This is a genomic window from Usitatibacter rugosus (assembly GCF_013003965.1).
GTDB lineage: Bacteria > Pseudomonadota > Gammaproteobacteria > Burkholderiales > Usitatibacteraceae > Usitatibacter > Usitatibacter rugosus.
Map to the genome: position 1 here is coordinate 3,569,268 of NZ_CP053069.1, position 16,061 is coordinate 3,585,328.

The following is a 16,061-nucleotide window of genomic DNA, read 5'->3' on the forward strand; positions in this document are numbered from 1 at the left end:
TCTACCTTCTGACGCCGGGGACGGAGAGCGGCAGGCCCTTCGCGCGATTCGCGAGGAAGAGCTCGAGCGCGATGAGATCGTCGGAATCGAAGGCGGGTTGCTCGGCGCGAACGCCGTAGAAACAGGCGCGCAGGCGCCGCTGAAGCGACGCGAGCGACTGCCATTCGAGGCGATAAGCGGGCCAGCCGTCGGGTTGGCCCTGGCTCACGGTCTCGTTCAGGAGCGTCTTGCCCGCATGCGTGTCGTGGCAGTGCGTGCAGGCGAGGTTCATCTGGCCGATGCGCTGCTTGTGGAGCGCCGCGCCGCGGTCGAACGTGGGTTTCGCGGGACCTTCGACGCTCACTGCGATCGGCATGCCACGCGACTGGTACGCGACGTAGGCGGAGAGCCCGAGGCGTTCGGGCGATTCCGGCACAAGGGCCGCGCCCTTCTGGTTCACGCGCACGCAGGCATCGATGCGGCCTTCGAGGTTCACGACGCGCCCCAGCGAAGCGTCGAACTTCGGATACGACGCGGCGACGCCCTTCATCGATTTCGCCGCATCCCCGTGGCACGACGCACACGAAGGACCGGACGCCGCGGCCTGGTTCCACAGGCGCTCGCCTTGCGCGACCCACAGCATTCCCGGGTTGGCGAACTCGTCGGCCTGCAGCTTCTTCACATCCGCGCTCTGGTACTCGACGCCGCCGACCAGCACCGCGGCGAGGAGCAGCTCGGCGATCACGCCACGATCACCTTCGCCGTGGCGCGGCCCGTCTCGCCCTTGTCGTCGCTCCACTCCACGACGATCTCCCCGGCCTCGTTGGCCACCGCGTAGAACTGCAGGTACGGATTGGCGGACATGCCCGAGCCCATCTCGGCGCTGAACACCTCGCGCCCGGCGAGGCTCACCTTGAGCTTGTCCACGACGTTCATCGGGATGGCCTTGCCGTTCATGTCGCGGCGGAAGCCCGTCTCCATCGGATGCTGGACGAGCACGCGCACCTCGAAGGGTTCGCCCTTCTTCACCAGCGCCGGCACCTGGATGCGCCCGAGCATCACGTGTCCGCCAGCGCTTCGTCGAGGCAGGCCGCGGATGTGACGAGCACATCGGCCTGCGCCTGGCGGAAGCGCTTGTTGTTGAACACGGCCAGCACCGTGAGCTTCTGCGTGCCGGCCAGGCGCACGCGCGTGGAGATCTCCGCACGTCCGGCGAGCGGGCCGAGATGGAACGTGGCGACGTTGGGCCGCGGATTGCGCTCGGCAAAGAGGTGGATCGCGGTCACGTGGTCGGCTTCCGTCATCGGGCTAGCGACCTTGATGCGCAGCGGCACCGAGTTGCCGTTCTCCGCGATCTGCGGCAGCTCGATCTCGATGCCGCCCATCTCGACCGGCGCGCCGCCCGTGACCTGCGCCACCAGCGGCTGGATGTCCTGCACCGGCTGGAATTTCTGCGCACCGGACGTGTTCTGCGCGACCGCGGGCAGCGCGGCCGTGCCGATCACGGCGCCGGTGGAGACCAGGAAATCGCGTCGTTTCATTTCAGGGTAGCGAGATAGGCAACCACGTCATCCAGTTGGGACTCGCTCAGCAGCATTTTGTTCGCATACGCGGGCGCCACGCGGTGCAGCCCCTCGACCTTGCGGAACGCCGGCATCGCCGCATCGGGGTTCACCTGCGTGATGTCGGCCACCCGCACGCGGATCTCCGCAGGCGTCAGCCGCGCCCCCACGCCATGGAGCGGCGGCCCGAGGTTGCCCGCCTCCGGTGCGCCCGGCACCGCATGGCATCTCGTGCAATGCCCCTGCTCACGCTCGATGAACACCTTGCGGCCCCGCTCCGCGTCGACCGCCACCTCGGCGCCCGCGCATCCCCCAACCATTGCGGCAATGGCGAGAAACAACCCCGGAACCGCCGATCCCCGCCAATGAATCGCCGATAGCCGCCGATGAATGAATTGCCGGCTTTTATCGGCGGCCATCGGCGAAACATCGGCGGGGATCGGCGGTTCCAAAGCCTTTCCTCCGCATCACTCACACCTTCTTCAATTCGTCGGCCGTGAAGGGTAGCGTGCGAATGCGCTTCCCGGTCGCAGCGAACACGGCATTCATGATCGCCGGCGCCACGTTCAACGCTCCCGGCTCACCATGCCCGCCCCAGAACCCGCCCGTGGGAACGAACACCGTCTCCACCTTCGGCATCTCCGGCATCTTCGGCAGCGGGAAGTCGTGGAAGTTGGACTCCTGCACGCGCCCATCCTTGATGTGGTGCGCCTGGTAGAACTGCCCGATGCAATAGATCACGTTGCCTTCGGCCTGAGCGCGGCACGCATCGGGGTTCACGACGTAACCCGAGTCGATGGCGAACACGACGCGATGCACCTTGATCTCGCCCGCGGGATTCACCGACACCTCCGCGGCCATCGCCGTGAAGCTGCCGAAGCCGTCCGATTGCGCAATGCCGCGGAAGACACCCGCCGGCAGCGGTGTGCCCCAGTTCGCGGCTTTCGCGCACGCCTCGAGCACCAGGCGGTTCTTGTCGTCGGGCTTCAGCATCGCGAGGCGGAAGGCGAGCGGGTCCTTGCCCGCGGCAGCCGCCACTTCGTCGATGAAGCATTCGCGATAGAACGAGTTCTGCAGCCCCGGAGCGCGCCAGAAGCCGACCGGCACGTGCGGGTTCTTCTGCGCGTACTCGCAGAGCTGGTTGGGGATGGTGTACGTCATGTCCGAGAAGGTGCGCACCGCCGTGAAGTCGATGCCCTTCTGGATGCCCTCGGGACGCAGCAGCGCCAGGATCGAGGGACACGCGATCGTCGACTGGAACGCGGTCACGTTGCCGTCCTTGTCGAGCGCCGCCTTCATGCGCACGAGCGAGACCGGGCGATAGAAGCCGTGCTGCATGTCTTCCTCGCGCGACCAGATCATCTTGACCGGCTTGCCCTTGAACTCCTTGGCGATGATCACGCACTGCTTCACGTAGTCCTGCGGCGCACCGCGACGGCCGAAGCCGCCGCCCAGCATCATCTTGTGCACCTCGCACTGCTCCAGCGGCAGGCCGGAAGCTTCCGACGCGGCGGCGATCGACGCCTCGCCGTTCTGCGTGGAGGTCCACACGTGGAGCATGCCGTCGTCCTTGAACCACGCGGTGCCGGTCATCGGCTCCATCGTCGCGTGCGAGAGGTAGGGTGAGTAGTACTCGGCCTCGACGACTTTCACGGCGGCGGCGAGTGCGGCGGGCGTATCACCCGTCGCGCGCGCGGTGGGCAGGCCCTTCTCGTCCAGGCCGGCCTTCAGCATGGCCTTGATGGAATCGTCCGAGACCTTGCCGTTGGCGCCCTCGTCCCACTCGATCTTGAGCGCCTTCACGGCCTCGTTGGCGCGCCACCAGTTGTCGGCGACCACCGCGACGAAGTCGGAGCCCTTCACCACGCCCTTCACGCCGCGCATCTTCATCACGGCGCTGTCGTCGACACTCTTCACCTTGCCAAGGAAGACGGGGCTCTGCGCGATGGACGCGTGCAGCATTCCGGGCAGCATCACGTCGACGCCGAACACGGGCTTGCCGAGGACCTTGTCGGGAATATCGAGGCGAGCGATGTCCTTGCCGGCGATCTTCCAGTCCTTGGGATCCTTCAGCTTGACCGTCTTCTCGTCGGGCGGCGTGCGCTTGGCCGCGGCGGCCGCGACCTTTCCGTACGAAAGCTTGCGCTTGGACGGGCCGTGCGTGATCACTCCGTTGGTGACCGTGCAATCGGCCGCGGAAACTTTCCACTGCTCGGCAGCAGCGCCGACCAGCATCTCGCGCGCGGATGCGCCCGCCTTGCGAAGGTATTCCTGCGACGTGCGCACGCCGGCGCTGCCGCCCGTGGACATGGAGCCCCAGACGCGCTTGCGTTTCACGTGCTCGTTGGGCGAGGCGTATTCCCAGCCCACCTTGGACCAGTCGCACTCGAGCTCTTCGACGACGAGCTGCACCAGGCCCGTGAGCGAGCCCTGGCCCATCTCGGAGCGGGCGACGCGGATGGTGACCTTGTCGTCCGGATAGATGAGGATCCACGCCGTCACCTCCGACGGCGCGGCACCGGCCTTTTGCGCGAAGGCGCTGCCGGGGATGGCGAACTCGAGCGTGAGCGCGGCGCCGGTGGCGGCCGAGCCCTGGATGAATGTGCGGCGGGAAACGGTGAGCGTCGTCATGGCGGGCCTCACGCTTTCTGCGCGGCGGGTTTGCCGCCGGCGGCCACGGAATGGATCGCCTTGCGCACGCGCGCATAGGTGCCACAGCGGCAGAGGTTGGTCATCGCCTCGTCGATCTGCGCGTCGGTCGGGTTCGGGTGCTTCTTCAGCAGCGCGACCGCGGCCATCATCATCCCGGCCTGGCAGTAGCCGCATTGCGGAACCGCATGCTCGATCCACGCCTTCTGCACCTTGTGCAGGCCGGGCTTCGACAGGCCTTCGATCGTGAGCACCTTCTTGCCGGCGACCGAGCCGCACGGCGTGATGCACGAGCGCACCGGCTCGCCATCCACATGCACGGTGCACGCACCGCATTGCGCGATGCCGCAGCCGTATTTGGTGCCCATCAGCTTCAGCTCGTCGCGAAGGGCCCACAGCAACGGCATCTCCTCCTCGACGTCCAGTTTCTGGGCTTTTCCGTTGACCGAAATCGGGATCATCGTGGCGCTCCTGGCTCTAGGCTCGGGGGAAGAGGGGATTCTCCTCCAACGGGGGCTCGGCGGGGAAGACATCGATGCTTGATACGTGATGGACTAAACAGTCGAGGAGGACGAGGGGGTCGGTAGGCCTTTTTTCGTCGATTCCGGACTCGGGGGATTGGGGACTTCGGGATACTTATGTGTGTTGATGTCACTTGCGACGGCTGAAGGTGGAGCATTGACGGTTGCTACATGAGGCCGCACTCCGACTCGAGCGGTTCATTCCCCCGCTCCTCCATCGAGAAAAAAGTCCTACGCGACCCCCTGTCCTCCGCGACCGGCCGGATGTGATCACCTTCAGCGACGCACGATGGTCCGACCGCGATCCCCGGTTCGTGGATGAATGTCCGAACTTCCCCTGAGTTAGAGGCATGAGGGTCCGACGCCGATCCCGTGATTTCGAAACGTGAGGGTCCAGCCTCCGAACGTCGATCCGTGATTTCGAAACGTGAAGATCCAGCCTCCGAACATCGATCCCGTCCCTCGTATCAAAACTAGCCGCGGGGGACAGGGGGTCGCGTAGGACTTTTTTCTCGATGGAGGACCGGGGGAATGAACCGTTCGCGTCGGAGTGGGGCGGAATGTGACAGCCTCAAATGCAAGGCTCACAACCGTCGTAAGTGACGTCAACGTATTGATGCGTCACGAAGGCCACGATCCCCCGAGTCCGGAATCGACGAAAAAAGGCCTACCGACCCCCTCGTCCCCCTCGACTGTTCAGGACTACCGACGAGCCGGCGGATAGGGCGGCAACGGAGCCGTACCGCGTTGCACGGTAAGGCCGGACCAATCCCGCGTCGCGATCGCGGTGTTGAGCACGCCGCGATACTGGGTCTGCAACTGTTGTTCGTAAGGCGACGTCTGGTAATACGCGAGGAAGTCGGGAAGATTCCCCGCGTCGCAGTGCCCCTGGAATGCGCACGCCTGGAGGATGCGGGGGTTGTTGTCGCCACACGGGTAGCCGTAGTCGCACGCCATGAGCGTGAAGGCATTCGAGAGCGCTCGGCCCTCGACGGGCGTGGGATCGGGGCCGAGGCGCAGCGTCACATCGCGGAAACCCGTACCGAGCACGCGGCCGGCGAGGACGAGGGCCTCGGGGTCGGCGCTGCCGATGGCGGTGCGAAGCGCGTCCACCTGCCCATCCGAGAGCGTGGGGCCGCCGCGCGCGCCGGAAGCGCGACGCTCCTGCCACAGCTCCTGCTCGATCTGGATCACGCGCGCGGAGGGACTGCCGGCGGCGACGGCGTCACCGAGGCGTTTCGAGAGATCGGCTTCCGTGGTGACGATGCCGCTCAGGCCGACACACTTGTCTTCACCCAATTGCTCCAGGGCGGCGACACGCTTGGCCTTCGTAGGATCCGTTTCCGGAAGCGAGGCGACGAACTCGCGCTGGGGCGTGAGATCCGGCGCACGCTGCGCGGGACCGCGGCGGTCGGAGATCGTGGCGCAGGCGCGGAGGATGCGGTACTGCACGTACTGGCCTTCGGCGGTTTGTCCTTCAGGCGAATTGGCGAGGCGATCGTAGAGCGCCTTGTAGGACCGGGCGACCGCGAGCTCCCCGGAGAGCGAAAGCTTGGCGGGCGTGGCGCGGCCGCCGGCCTGCGGGGCGATGCCCGGGGCGCCAGGGCGGGCACCCACGACGCCGCTACCCCCCGAGCCCTGCGCGACCTGCGCGCTGGAGGGCACGGAAGCGGCCTTGGCGCCGTCGGACGGTGCCGACGATTCGCGCCATGCGTAAAACGCAATGACGGCGGCGGCAACGATCGCAAGCGGGATGAAACCCTTTGATTTCATGATGACAGCCTAACGCGGCAGCGGGCGGCGCGACGACCGGCGATACAAATATTTACCACGGTTCGCCGCGGTATTTCAGCCGTCATCCTCGAGGATCATGCGCGCGCCTTTTTCCGCGATCATGTACGTCGGCGCGTTGGTGTTGCCCGAAGTGATGCGCGGCATGATCGACGCATCGACGACGCGTAACCCTTCGATTCCCCGCACGCGCAGTCGTTCATCGACGACAGCCCTCGGGTCGTGCCCCATCTTGCAGGTGCCCACGGGGTGGAAGATCGTCGTTCCCAGGTCGCCCGCGGCCTTCACGAGATCGGCGTCGGACTCCACCGCAGGCCCCGGCCGCCATTCCTCGGGGCAATGGGGCTTCATCGCGTCGGCGGCCATGATGCGGCGCGTGAAGCGCATGCCCTGCACGGCGACATGCTTGTCCTCCGGCGTGGAGAGGTAGTTGAGCAGGATCTCGGGCGCGGCGTGCGGATCGGTCGAGGTGATGTGCACGTGGCCGCGCGAGGTCGGCCGCAGGTTGCACACGGAGGGCGTGATCGCGCCGAAGGCATGCAGCGCGTCGCCGAACTTGTCGAGCGAGAGCGGCTGCACGTGCCACTCCATGTTCGCCGAGGGCTCGTCCTCGTCGCTCTTCGCGAAGGCGCCGAGCTGCGAGGGCGGCATGGTGAGCGGCCCTGTCTTCTTCAGGAAATACTCCGCACCCATCAGCGCCTTGTGCCACAGGCTGTTCGCGCGCTGGTTCAGCGTGACGCAACCGTCCACCTTGTAGACCATGCGGATCTGCAGGTGGTCGTGGAGGTTGGCGCCGACGCCCTCGAGCTTGTGCACCATCGGGATGTGGTGCCCGGCGAGGAGCTTGCCCGGCCCGATGCCCGAGAGCTGCAGCAGCTGCGGAGAACCGATGGCGCCGGCGGCGAGGATCACGGCCTTCCGCGCGTTCGCGTGTTGGTCGCCGCCCTGCCCGTCCACCACGTAGTCGATGCCCTGAGCGCGCTTGTGCCCGTCCTTCACGAGGATGCGCACCTTCTTCGCGTGCGCCTTCTGCACCAGCGTGAGGTTCGATCGGCCCAGCGCGGGCCGCAGCCACGCCTTGGTCGCGCTCCAGCGCACGCCGCGCTTCTGGTTCATGTGGAAATAGGCGTTGCCGAAGTTGTCGCCGCGATTGAATTCCTCGATCTTCGGGATGCCGGTCTGCGCAGCCGCTTCACGCCACGCATCGAGGATGTCCCAACGCACGCGCGGCGGTTCGACGCGCAGCTCTCCGCCCGCGCCGTGGAATTCATTGGCGCCGGCGTAGTAGTCCTCCATCCCCTTGAAGAGCGGCAGCACCTCGTCCCACGACCAGCCCGGATTGCCGAGCGAGGCCCAGTAGTCGTAGTCGCTCTTCTGGCCGCGCATGTAGACCATCGCGTTGATCGAGGAGCAGCCGCCGAGGACCTTGCCGCGCGCGTAGCCGAGCTGGCGGCCGTTCAGTCCCGGATCGGGCGACGTCTTGAACATCCAGTCCGTTCGCGGATTGCCGATCGTGTAGAGGTAGCCGACCGGGATGTCGATCCAGTACCAATTGTCCTGGCCGCCCGCCTCGAGCAGCAGCACGCTCGACTTGCCGTCGGCGGTGAGCCGGTTGGCGAGCAGGCAGCCCGCGCTGCCGGCGCCGACGATGATGTAGTCGTAATCGGTCACGAGCCTACGGCCCGCTGCCGAAGCGCGACACGCTTCCCGGATTGGGCGGCGGGCCGCGTACGAACTGGAAGTAGCTCCAGTCGCCGGTGCGGATCGCGCGGACGATCTCGGCCGAGTATTCGCCGACAGTCTGGGACTGCGCCGGCGAATGCCCATGGAAGAAGTAGTAGTCGCGCAGGTTGTCGACCCCGCAGCGCCCTTCGAAGGCGCAGCCGTACGAGACCATGCGATTGTCCTGCCCGCATGAAGCGCCGAACTCGCACGAGGCAAGTTGCCACGCGTCGTAGAAGGTCCTCGCATCCACCGGCTGCTCGTTCGGGCCCGCGCGGATGTACATGTCGCCCATCGTGGAAGCCAGGACGGAAGCAACGGTCACCATGGCCGCGGGGTCGCCGGTGCGCGCGAGCTGCTGCAGCGATTCGAGCTGCGCGTCCGTGATCGTCGGCAGGTTGCCGGCGCCGGGGCCGGACGAGGGTTTGACCGTCGCCCAGATCTCGTTCGCGAGCTGCTGCGCCCGCGCCTTGGGATCGCCCGCGGCGGCCGCCTGCTCGCGTAGCGACTTGATCTCGGCCTCGGTAGTCGTGATGTCGCGAAGGTCGGCGCAACGATCCGTGCCGTTCGTCGTCTCGAACGCAGCGAGGCGGGCCTTGCGGTTCGGATCCTTCTCGGAGACCGAGGCCATGAACTTCGCCCTCGCTTCGTCCGAGCCCGGGTTCGGGCGGCGCGGGGTCTTTCGGTCCGTGACGTTCGCGCAGGCGGACAGGATCGTCGCGAGGTAGTGAAGTCCTTCGGGCGTCTGGCCTTCGGGCGTGCTCTTGAGCCGGTCGTAGATGGCCTTCCACGATTTCGGCAGCGCCATCTCGGTGGCGAGCGCCGAACGCCGCGACGCCTCGGCGGGTTTGGACGCGGATGCGGCCTGCGGACGGATCTGCAGCACGGTTTCCGGCGCAAACCCCCCGGCGGCGCTGGCCCGGACGTTGATGTTCGGCACCTTGGACGGCGTCGTATCCCGCCCGTCGCGCAGGAACATGGCCGCGCCGATCGCCACGGCCGCGATGCCGATGGCCACGAGTACACCCTTCATCGAGCCTCCCTCTTGAAAGAGCTAAGGATGCTAGCCGCGCTTGACACCCGCCCGCAAATGGGGCTTAGATAGAACAGACGGTCTTATTCGTCGCGCAATTAGAACAAATATTCCAAAGCCGTACCTGCTCGGGGAGAATCGCCATGTCATCGCTTCGCGCGTTGCTTCGCGTATCCGCGTTCGCCTGCCTGCTGTCCCTCCTCGGCGCGCCGTTCGCGTCGCAGGCCCAGGGCCCGGGGCTCCCGAACCTCACCTACACCACCGCCGAGCTCTTCAAGCCGCTCTCGACGATCCACAGCTTCGCCGGCACCGCCGAGCGCGGCCAGGGTGCGGTGGTAATGCACGACGGCTACATGCTCGTGATCTACGCGCCGGACTCGGGACGCGCAGGCGGCGGCTTCGCCTTCTACGACATCTCCAACCCGCGCTCGCCGGTGCTGGTGTCGAAGCGCGACGAATCGGCGATCCGCGAGCCGCACGGCTTCGGCTTCACCAACAGCCTGGGCGGCCACCATGCCGTGGTGCAGTCGATCCGCGGCGTGCAGTTCTGGGACTGGACCAACGTCTCCTCCCCGGTGCTGCTGAAGGACATGACGCTGCCCGGCATCCAGGAATCGGACTACGACCTGGGTGCGTGGTGGGCCTTCTGGCAGGCGCCTTACGTGTATGTCGGCGGATCGGGCAACGGCCTCTACGTCATCAACGCCAGCGACCCGCGCAACCCCACGCTGGTGCGCACCGTGCCCACCAGCACGTGGGGCAGCTTCCGCGTCGGCCCGACCTTCGCGGTCGGCAACCTGCTCGTGATGAGCAGCATGGACCGCAGCGGCCTGGTCACGATGGACATCAGCGACCCGTCCAATCCGACGCTGCTCCGCTCGGTGGCCACCGGCCCCGCGATCTACAGCGCGACCGTGAACGGCGACCGCATCATCGCCGCGGGCGGCGAAGGCTTCCTCTATATCTACGACATCAGCAACCCGACCTCGATCACCGAGATCCGCCACTCGGCCGACATGGGCGGCAAGGGCGGCTACGTCTCGATCCAGGACGGCTTCGCGCACGTCGGCGCCTCGAACAACTACGCGAAGGTGAACCTCTCCGACGCGTCGATCGCGGGCAAGGGCACCTCCAACATCGCGAGCCGGGACGAAGACTTCGCCACCGTGCTCGGCAACCTCGTCTTCATCGGCAACGACCACGGCAACGGCAGCGTGCTCGTGCCGCACCAGACGGCACGCGACACGACCGGCCCCTCGGTCAACATGGTTTCGCCCAAGAACAATTCGACGAACCAGGCGCGCACCAGCCGCGTGGGCATCACGCTCACCGATTCGGTGGACCTGCGCACCGTCACCAGCACCACGTTCATCGTGCGGCCCCTCGGCGGCGCGACACTGCCCGGCAAGTACAGCTCGCAGACCGGGATCGTGAATTTCTGGCCGGATGCGCAGCTCGCACCCGGCACGACCTACGAAGTGGTCGTCACCGCCGGCGGCATCAAGGATTGGGCCGGCAACGGCGTGCCGACGCAGTTCACGTCGCGCTTCACCACCGCCGGCACGGCCGGTGTGTCGTGCACCCTCGCCACGCGCACTCCGGCCCGCGTCGGCACCAGCGTCTCGTTCGCGCCGGGCACCGTCACCGGCACCGGAACGCTGCAGTACGCGTGGGATTTCGGCGACGGCTCGAGCACCCCCTTCTCCAGCTCGCCCAACGCAACGCATACCTACGCCACGCCCTTCCACTACGCGGCCAAGCTCACGGTGAGCAACGGATCGACGGGAAGCTGCTCGGCCAACCAGACGATCCACACGCAGCCCACGGCCATCCCGGCCCGCTCGACCAGCACGCTCGCGTTCGACGGGACGCGCAATCGCGTCTGGGCGGTGAACTCGGATACGAACACCGTCACCGCGATCAACACCACGAACAACACGAAAGCGCTGGAGCAAGCCGTCGGCCAGAACCCGCAGACCGTCGCGCAGGCACCGGACGGACGCATCTGGGTCGCGAACCAGGGCTCGGGGACGATCAGCATCCTCAATCCCGACACCGGCGCCGTGGCGCAGACCGTGACGCTCGCGCGTGGCTCGCGCCCGTTCGGCGTGCTCTTCAGCCCGGATAACGACGCGGCCTACGTGACGCTGCAGGGCACGGGCCAGCTCGTAGAATTGAACCCCACGACCGGCGCGGTGCTGGGCACGATCTCCGTGGGTCCGTGGCCGCGCTCGATGGCGATCACGGGTGACTCGACGCGGCTCCTGATCAGCCGCTTCATCTCGCCCGCGACGCGCGGCGAGGTGGTCGAGGTGAACACCACCACGCTCGCCGTCACCCGCACGTTCGCGCTGGCCGCGAGCACCAACACCGACACGGAATCCAACGGCCGCGGCATCCCGAACTACCTCGGGGCGCTCGCGATCCAGCCCGACGGCGCCCGCGCCTGGGTGCCATCCAAGAAGGACAACACCTTCCGCGGCGCCTTCCGCGACGGCCTGCCGCTCACGTTCGAATCCACCGTCCGCACGATCGTCTCGCAGCTCGACCTCGCGACGAATGCCGAGGTGGCCTCCGCGAGGATCGACATCAACGACCGCGACATGGCCAACGCCGTCGTCTTCAGCCCGATCGGCGACTACGCGTTCATCTCCACGCAGGGCACCAACCTCGTGGAAGTGGTCGACGCGTACAACCGGCAGATCGTCACCGGCCTGGTGAACGTGGGCCGCGCTCCGCGGGGCATGTTGCTGGCCAACGGCCGCCTCTACGTGCAGAACTTCATGTCGCGCAGCGTCACGGTCTACGACGTGAGCGGCATCCTCGCCTCGACGTCGAACAGCTACTCGCAGCTCGCCACCATCAACACCGTCGCCACCGAGACGCTCGCGGCCAACGTGCTGAACGGCAAGCGCATCTTCTACAACGCCGACGACGCGCGGATGAACAAGGACAAGTACATCTCGTGCGCGAGCTGCCACCAGGACGGCGGGCAGGACGGGCGCGTGATGGACTTCACCGACCGAGGCGAAGGCTTCCGCAACACGGTCGCCCTCACCGGCCGGCGCGGCACCGGCCAGGGCCGCGTGCACTGGACCGCGAACTTCGACGAGATCCAGGACTTCGAGCACGACATCCGCAACGCCTTCCTCGGCACCGGCTTCATGACGGACGCGCAGTTCAACACCGGCACGCGCAACACGCCGTTGGGTGACGCGAAGGCCGGCATCAGCACGGACCTCGACGCGCTCGCGGCTTACGTGGGATCGCTCAACACCGTGGGGCCCAGCCCGTTCCGCAACGCCGACGGCACGATGACCGCCAACGCGATCGCGGGCCAGGCGCTCTTCACCTCGCAAGGGTGCGCGACCTGCCACTCGGGTTCGGACTTCACCGATAGCGCACAGGCCGTGCTGCACAACGTGGGCACGATCAAGGCTTCGTCCGGGCGTCGCTTGAACCAGGCGCTCACCGGCTTCGATACGCCGACGCTGAAGGGCGTGTGGGAAACGGCACCGTACCTGCACGACGGCAGCGCCGCGACGCTGCTGGATGTGATCACGACCCAGAACCCGAACAATCTCCATGGCACCACTCAGTCGCTGAACGCCACGCAGCAGCAACAGCTCGTGGCCTACCTGCAGCAGCTCGACAACACGGGCGACGCGACCGGCAACCTCATCACGACGCTCTCGGTGAAGGACACGGCGAACGCGGCCGACTGGTCGATCCAGGCCAGCCTGCAGGCGGGCGGCACGGTCTACGGCGACCGCACGTTCACCTTCACGACGGTGCCCGCGTCGGTCACGGGCATCGCGTGGATCCGCACCGCCAACGACTCCAAGTCGTACACCGGCAATCCCACGGTGACGTTCTCGGTGACGGCGGCGGCGGACGTGATCGTCGGGTTGAACGACGCGGGCGCCAAGCCTTCGTGGGTCGACGCGACGTGGACGGACACCACCGAGAACATCGTCACGCGCGAAGCCGACGGAACCAGCCGCACCTACAGCCTTTATCGCAAGCGCTTCTCACCGGGGACGGTGTCGCTCGGACCCTGGAACAACTCGGCCAGCATGTATCTCGTGATGGCGAAGCCCTAACCCGCGGCGCACGCAACACCCCCAATAACGGAGGAATCATGTTCGCCAGATTGATCGCAGCGGTGGCGCTGCTGGCAGGCTTCGCCCTCACGGCCGGTGCGGCTACCGTCCCGGTGGGCTTCGTCGACCGGCAGATCGCCACGGGCTTCACCAGTCCCACCTCGCTCACCGTGCTGCCCGACGGCCGCGTGCTCGCCATGCAGCAGAACGGCATCATCCGCATCGTGAAGGGAGACGTCCTCCTCGCCGCCAACTTCTGGGGCGTGCCGAACGTCGACTCGACCAACGAGCGCGGCTGCCTCGGCATCGTTCCCGATCCGCAGTTCGCGACGAACCACTTCGTCTACATCTACTGCACGATCACCAACGGCACCGCGAGCAACAACCGCATCATTCGCGTGACCGAAGCGAACGACACGATCGTGGCCAACAGCGCGACCACGATCTTCCAGCTGCCCAACGTGCCTTCGGCCACGCGCTGGCACATGGGCGGGGCGCTCAAGTTCGCGCCGGATGGCAAGCTCTACGTCGCCGTGGGTAACCACGAGGACAACCCGCAGCCGCCCTCCACCGCCAACTCGCAGAACCTCGCCAGCGCGTTCGGCAAGATCCTGCGCATCAACAAGGACGGGACGATCCCGAGCGACAACCCGTACGTCTCCGTCACCGGCGCGTACACGGCGATCTGGAACATCGGCCACAGGAACCCCTTCGCCTTCGACATCCAGCCTGTCACGGGCCGCATGATGATCGGCGACGTGGGCCAGGGCACGTGGGAAGAGATCAACGACGGCATCCGCGGCGGCAACTATGGCTGGCCCAACTACGAAGGGCCGGAGAACGACGCCAACTTCAACCCGCCGTTCTACTCGTACAACCACAACACCGGCGGCTGCTCGGTGACGGGTGTCGCGTTCTACAATCCGACCACGTCGCAGTTCCCCGCTTCGTACGTCGGCAAGGTGCTGTTCGAAGACTTCTGCCAGGGCAACATCCGCGTGCTCGACACCTCCAACGCGGCGGTGACGGCCTTCGTGACCGGCATCAGCTTCCCGACGAACCTCGCGGTGGCGCCGGACGGCGGCGTGTACTACATGGCGAGGAACCAGCAGACCGGCAACCCGAACCCGGGCGGCGGCACGCTCTCGAAGATCACGTACACCGGGAGCCAGGCGCCGCGCATCACGCTGAACCCGCAGAGCCAGACCATCGTGCTGGGCAGCCCCGTCACGTTCACGGTGGCGGCCGACGGCGCCACGAGCTACCAGTGGCAACGCAACGGCACCAACATCTCCGGCGCCACGGCGACGTCGTACACGCTCGCGGCCACCGCGACCGGCGACAACGCCGCGCGCTTCCGCGCGACGGCGACCAACTCGTTCGGCTCGACGTTCTCCAGCGAAGCGACGCTCACCGTCACCACCAACCGCTTCCCGGTGGCCACGATCAACCTGCCCGCGGCGACGACGGAGTTCAAGTCCGGCGACGTGGTCAACTACTCGGGGACCGGCACGGATCCGGAAGACGGCAACCTGCCGGCCAGCGCCTTCACGTGGCAGGTGGACTTCCAGCACGACAGCCACCAGCACCCGTTCATCGCCGCCACCACGGGCGCCACCAGCGGCTCGTTCACCGTGCCCGACTTCGAGACCGAGGCGAACGTGTGGCTGCGCGTCTTCCTCACGGTCCGCGATTCGGGCGGCTCGACGAACAGCGTCTCTCGCAATATCTACCCCGGAACGCAGCTCTCCTCGCTCACGCCCATCGGGACGCCCGTCAACGCCTGGGGCCCGTACGAGAAGGACCGCAGCAACGGCGAGCAAGGCGCAGCCGACGGCCGGCCCATGGTCATCGGCGGCATTCCGTTCAACAAGGGTCTGGGGGTGCACGCGCCTTCTGAGCTCCGCTTCAACCTCGGCGGCACGTGCTCGGGCAACTTCGTATCCGACGTGGGCATCGATGACGAGGTGGGCGACAACGGCAGCGTCGTGTTCCAGGTCTACCTCGACAACGTCCTCGCCTACGACAGCGGCCTCATGCGCGGCAGCGAGGGGCGGAAGTCGCTCAGCGTGAGCGTCGCCGGCAAGACGGAGCTCCGCCTGGTGGTCACGGATGGCGGGGACGGCAACGGGTACGACCATGCCGATTGGGGCGCCGGTCGCATCACGGGCTGCGGCTCGGCGCCTCCGGTGGTGTCCATCACCAACCTCTCGGTGAAGGACACGGCAAACGCGGCCGACTGGTCGGTCCGCACCAACCTGCAGAACGGCAACCAGGTCTATGGCGACCGCACGTTCACGTTCACCACCGTTCCCTCGCTCGTCGCGGGCTCGGCGTGGATCCGCACGGCCAACGACTCGAAGACCTTCACGGGGAATCCCGCCGTGACGTTCTCGATCGGCGCCGCGCAGGACGTGTACGTCGGTGCCAACGACATCGGGCCGAAGCCTTCGTGGATCGATGCGACGTGGGTCGACAGCGGCCAGAACATCGTGACGCTCGAGGCCGACGGCACCAGCCGCACGTACAGCCTCTTCCGCAAACGCTTCAACGCGGGGATGGTGTCGCTCGGACCGTGGGGTAGCGGCTCGAGCATGTACCTCATCATCGTGAAATAGCTCCGGAGCATCGCAACGGACGCCGGCCTTCGGGCCGGCGTTTTTTTGTGCCTGTCGGTAGAATCGCCGTGAAGTGAATCGAC

At 66.8% G+C, this 16,061-nt stretch carries 11 protein-coding genes; 2 read left to right on the forward strand and 9 right to left on the reverse strand.

Annotated features, from left to right (window positions below):
- Position 1: 1 nt before the first annotated feature.
- The 9 genes from soxA to DSM104443_RS21930 form a co-directional block, all read right to left on the reverse strand.
- Complete coding sequence (soxA, locus tag DSM104443_RS16835) at positions 2 to 724, reverse strand: sulfur oxidation c-type cytochrome SoxA (protein ID WP_171094300.1); 723 nt, start codon at positions 722 to 724, stop codon at positions 2 to 4.
- The gene (soxZ, locus tag DSM104443_RS16840; RefSeq protein WP_171094302.1) at positions 721 to 1,038 is read right to left on the reverse strand and encodes a thiosulfate oxidation carrier complex protein SoxZ; all 318 of its coding nucleotides are present in this window, start codon (positions 1,036 to 1,038) and stop codon (positions 721 to 723) included. Before soxZ ends, soxA begins: the two co-directional genes overlap by 4 nt.
- A complete protein-coding gene (locus tag DSM104443_RS16845) occupies positions 1,038 to 1,520 on the reverse strand; it encodes a thiosulfate oxidation carrier protein SoxY (protein ID WP_171094304.1) in 483 nt (160 codons plus the stop codon). Before DSM104443_RS16845 ends, soxZ begins: the two co-directional genes overlap by 1 nt.
- Positions 1,517 to 1,993, reverse strand: a complete 477-nt coding sequence (gene soxX, locus DSM104443_RS16850) for a sulfur oxidation c-type cytochrome SoxX (RefSeq protein ID WP_171094306.1) — start codon at positions 1,991 to 1,993, stop codon at positions 1,517 to 1,519. The genes DSM104443_RS16845 and soxX overlap by 4 nt, the downstream gene beginning before the upstream one ends.
- 19 nt (positions 1,994 to 2,012) lie before the next feature.
- Positions 2,013 to 4,172 (reverse strand): xanthine dehydrogenase family protein molybdopterin-binding subunit, encoded by a 2,160-nt coding sequence (locus DSM104443_RS16855; protein ID WP_171094308.1) that lies wholly within the window; start codon positions 4,170 to 4,172, stop codon positions 2,013 to 2,015.
- 8 nt (positions 4,173 to 4,180) lie between these two features.
- Complete coding sequence (locus DSM104443_RS16860; protein ID WP_171094309.1) at positions 4,181 to 4,651, reverse strand: (2Fe-2S)-binding protein; 471 nt, start codon at positions 4,649 to 4,651, stop codon at positions 4,181 to 4,183.
- Positions 4,652 to 5,413: 762 nt separating this feature from the next.
- Entirely contained in the window at positions 5,414 to 6,484 is a 1,071-nt protein-coding gene (locus DSM104443_RS16865) for a hypothetical protein (protein WP_171094312.1), read from the reverse strand.
- 75 nt (positions 6,485 to 6,559) lie between these two features.
- Positions 6,560 to 8,173: a GMC family oxidoreductase gene (locus DSM104443_RS16870; RefSeq protein ID WP_246232323.1), complete on the reverse strand. Its 1,614-nt coding sequence runs from the start codon at positions 8,171 to 8,173 to the stop codon at positions 6,560 to 6,562.
- A 4-nt stretch (positions 8,174 to 8,177) separates the two neighbouring features.
- Positions 8,178 to 9,257, reverse strand: a complete 1,080-nt coding sequence (locus DSM104443_RS21930; RefSeq protein ID WP_246232330.1) for a hypothetical protein — start codon at positions 9,255 to 9,257, stop codon at positions 8,178 to 8,180.
- Positions 9,258 to 9,400: 143 nt separating this feature from the next.
- On the opposite strand from DSM104443_RS21930, the gene DSM104443_RS16875 reads away from it, so the two are divergent.
- Together DSM104443_RS16875 and DSM104443_RS16880 are read left to right on the forward strand one after the other, a co-directional pair.
- Positions 9,401 to 13,360, forward strand: a complete 3,960-nt coding sequence (locus DSM104443_RS16875; RefSeq protein WP_171094316.1) for an Ig-like domain-containing protein — start codon at positions 9,401 to 9,403, stop codon at positions 13,358 to 13,360.
- Between the two features lie 38 nt (positions 13,361 to 13,398).
- Positions 13,399 to 15,978, forward strand: coding sequence for a PQQ-dependent sugar dehydrogenase (locus DSM104443_RS16880; RefSeq protein WP_171094318.1), 2,580 nt, complete (start codon positions 13,399 to 13,401; stop codon positions 15,976 to 15,978).
- Positions 15,979 to 16,061: the final 83 nt, after the last annotated feature.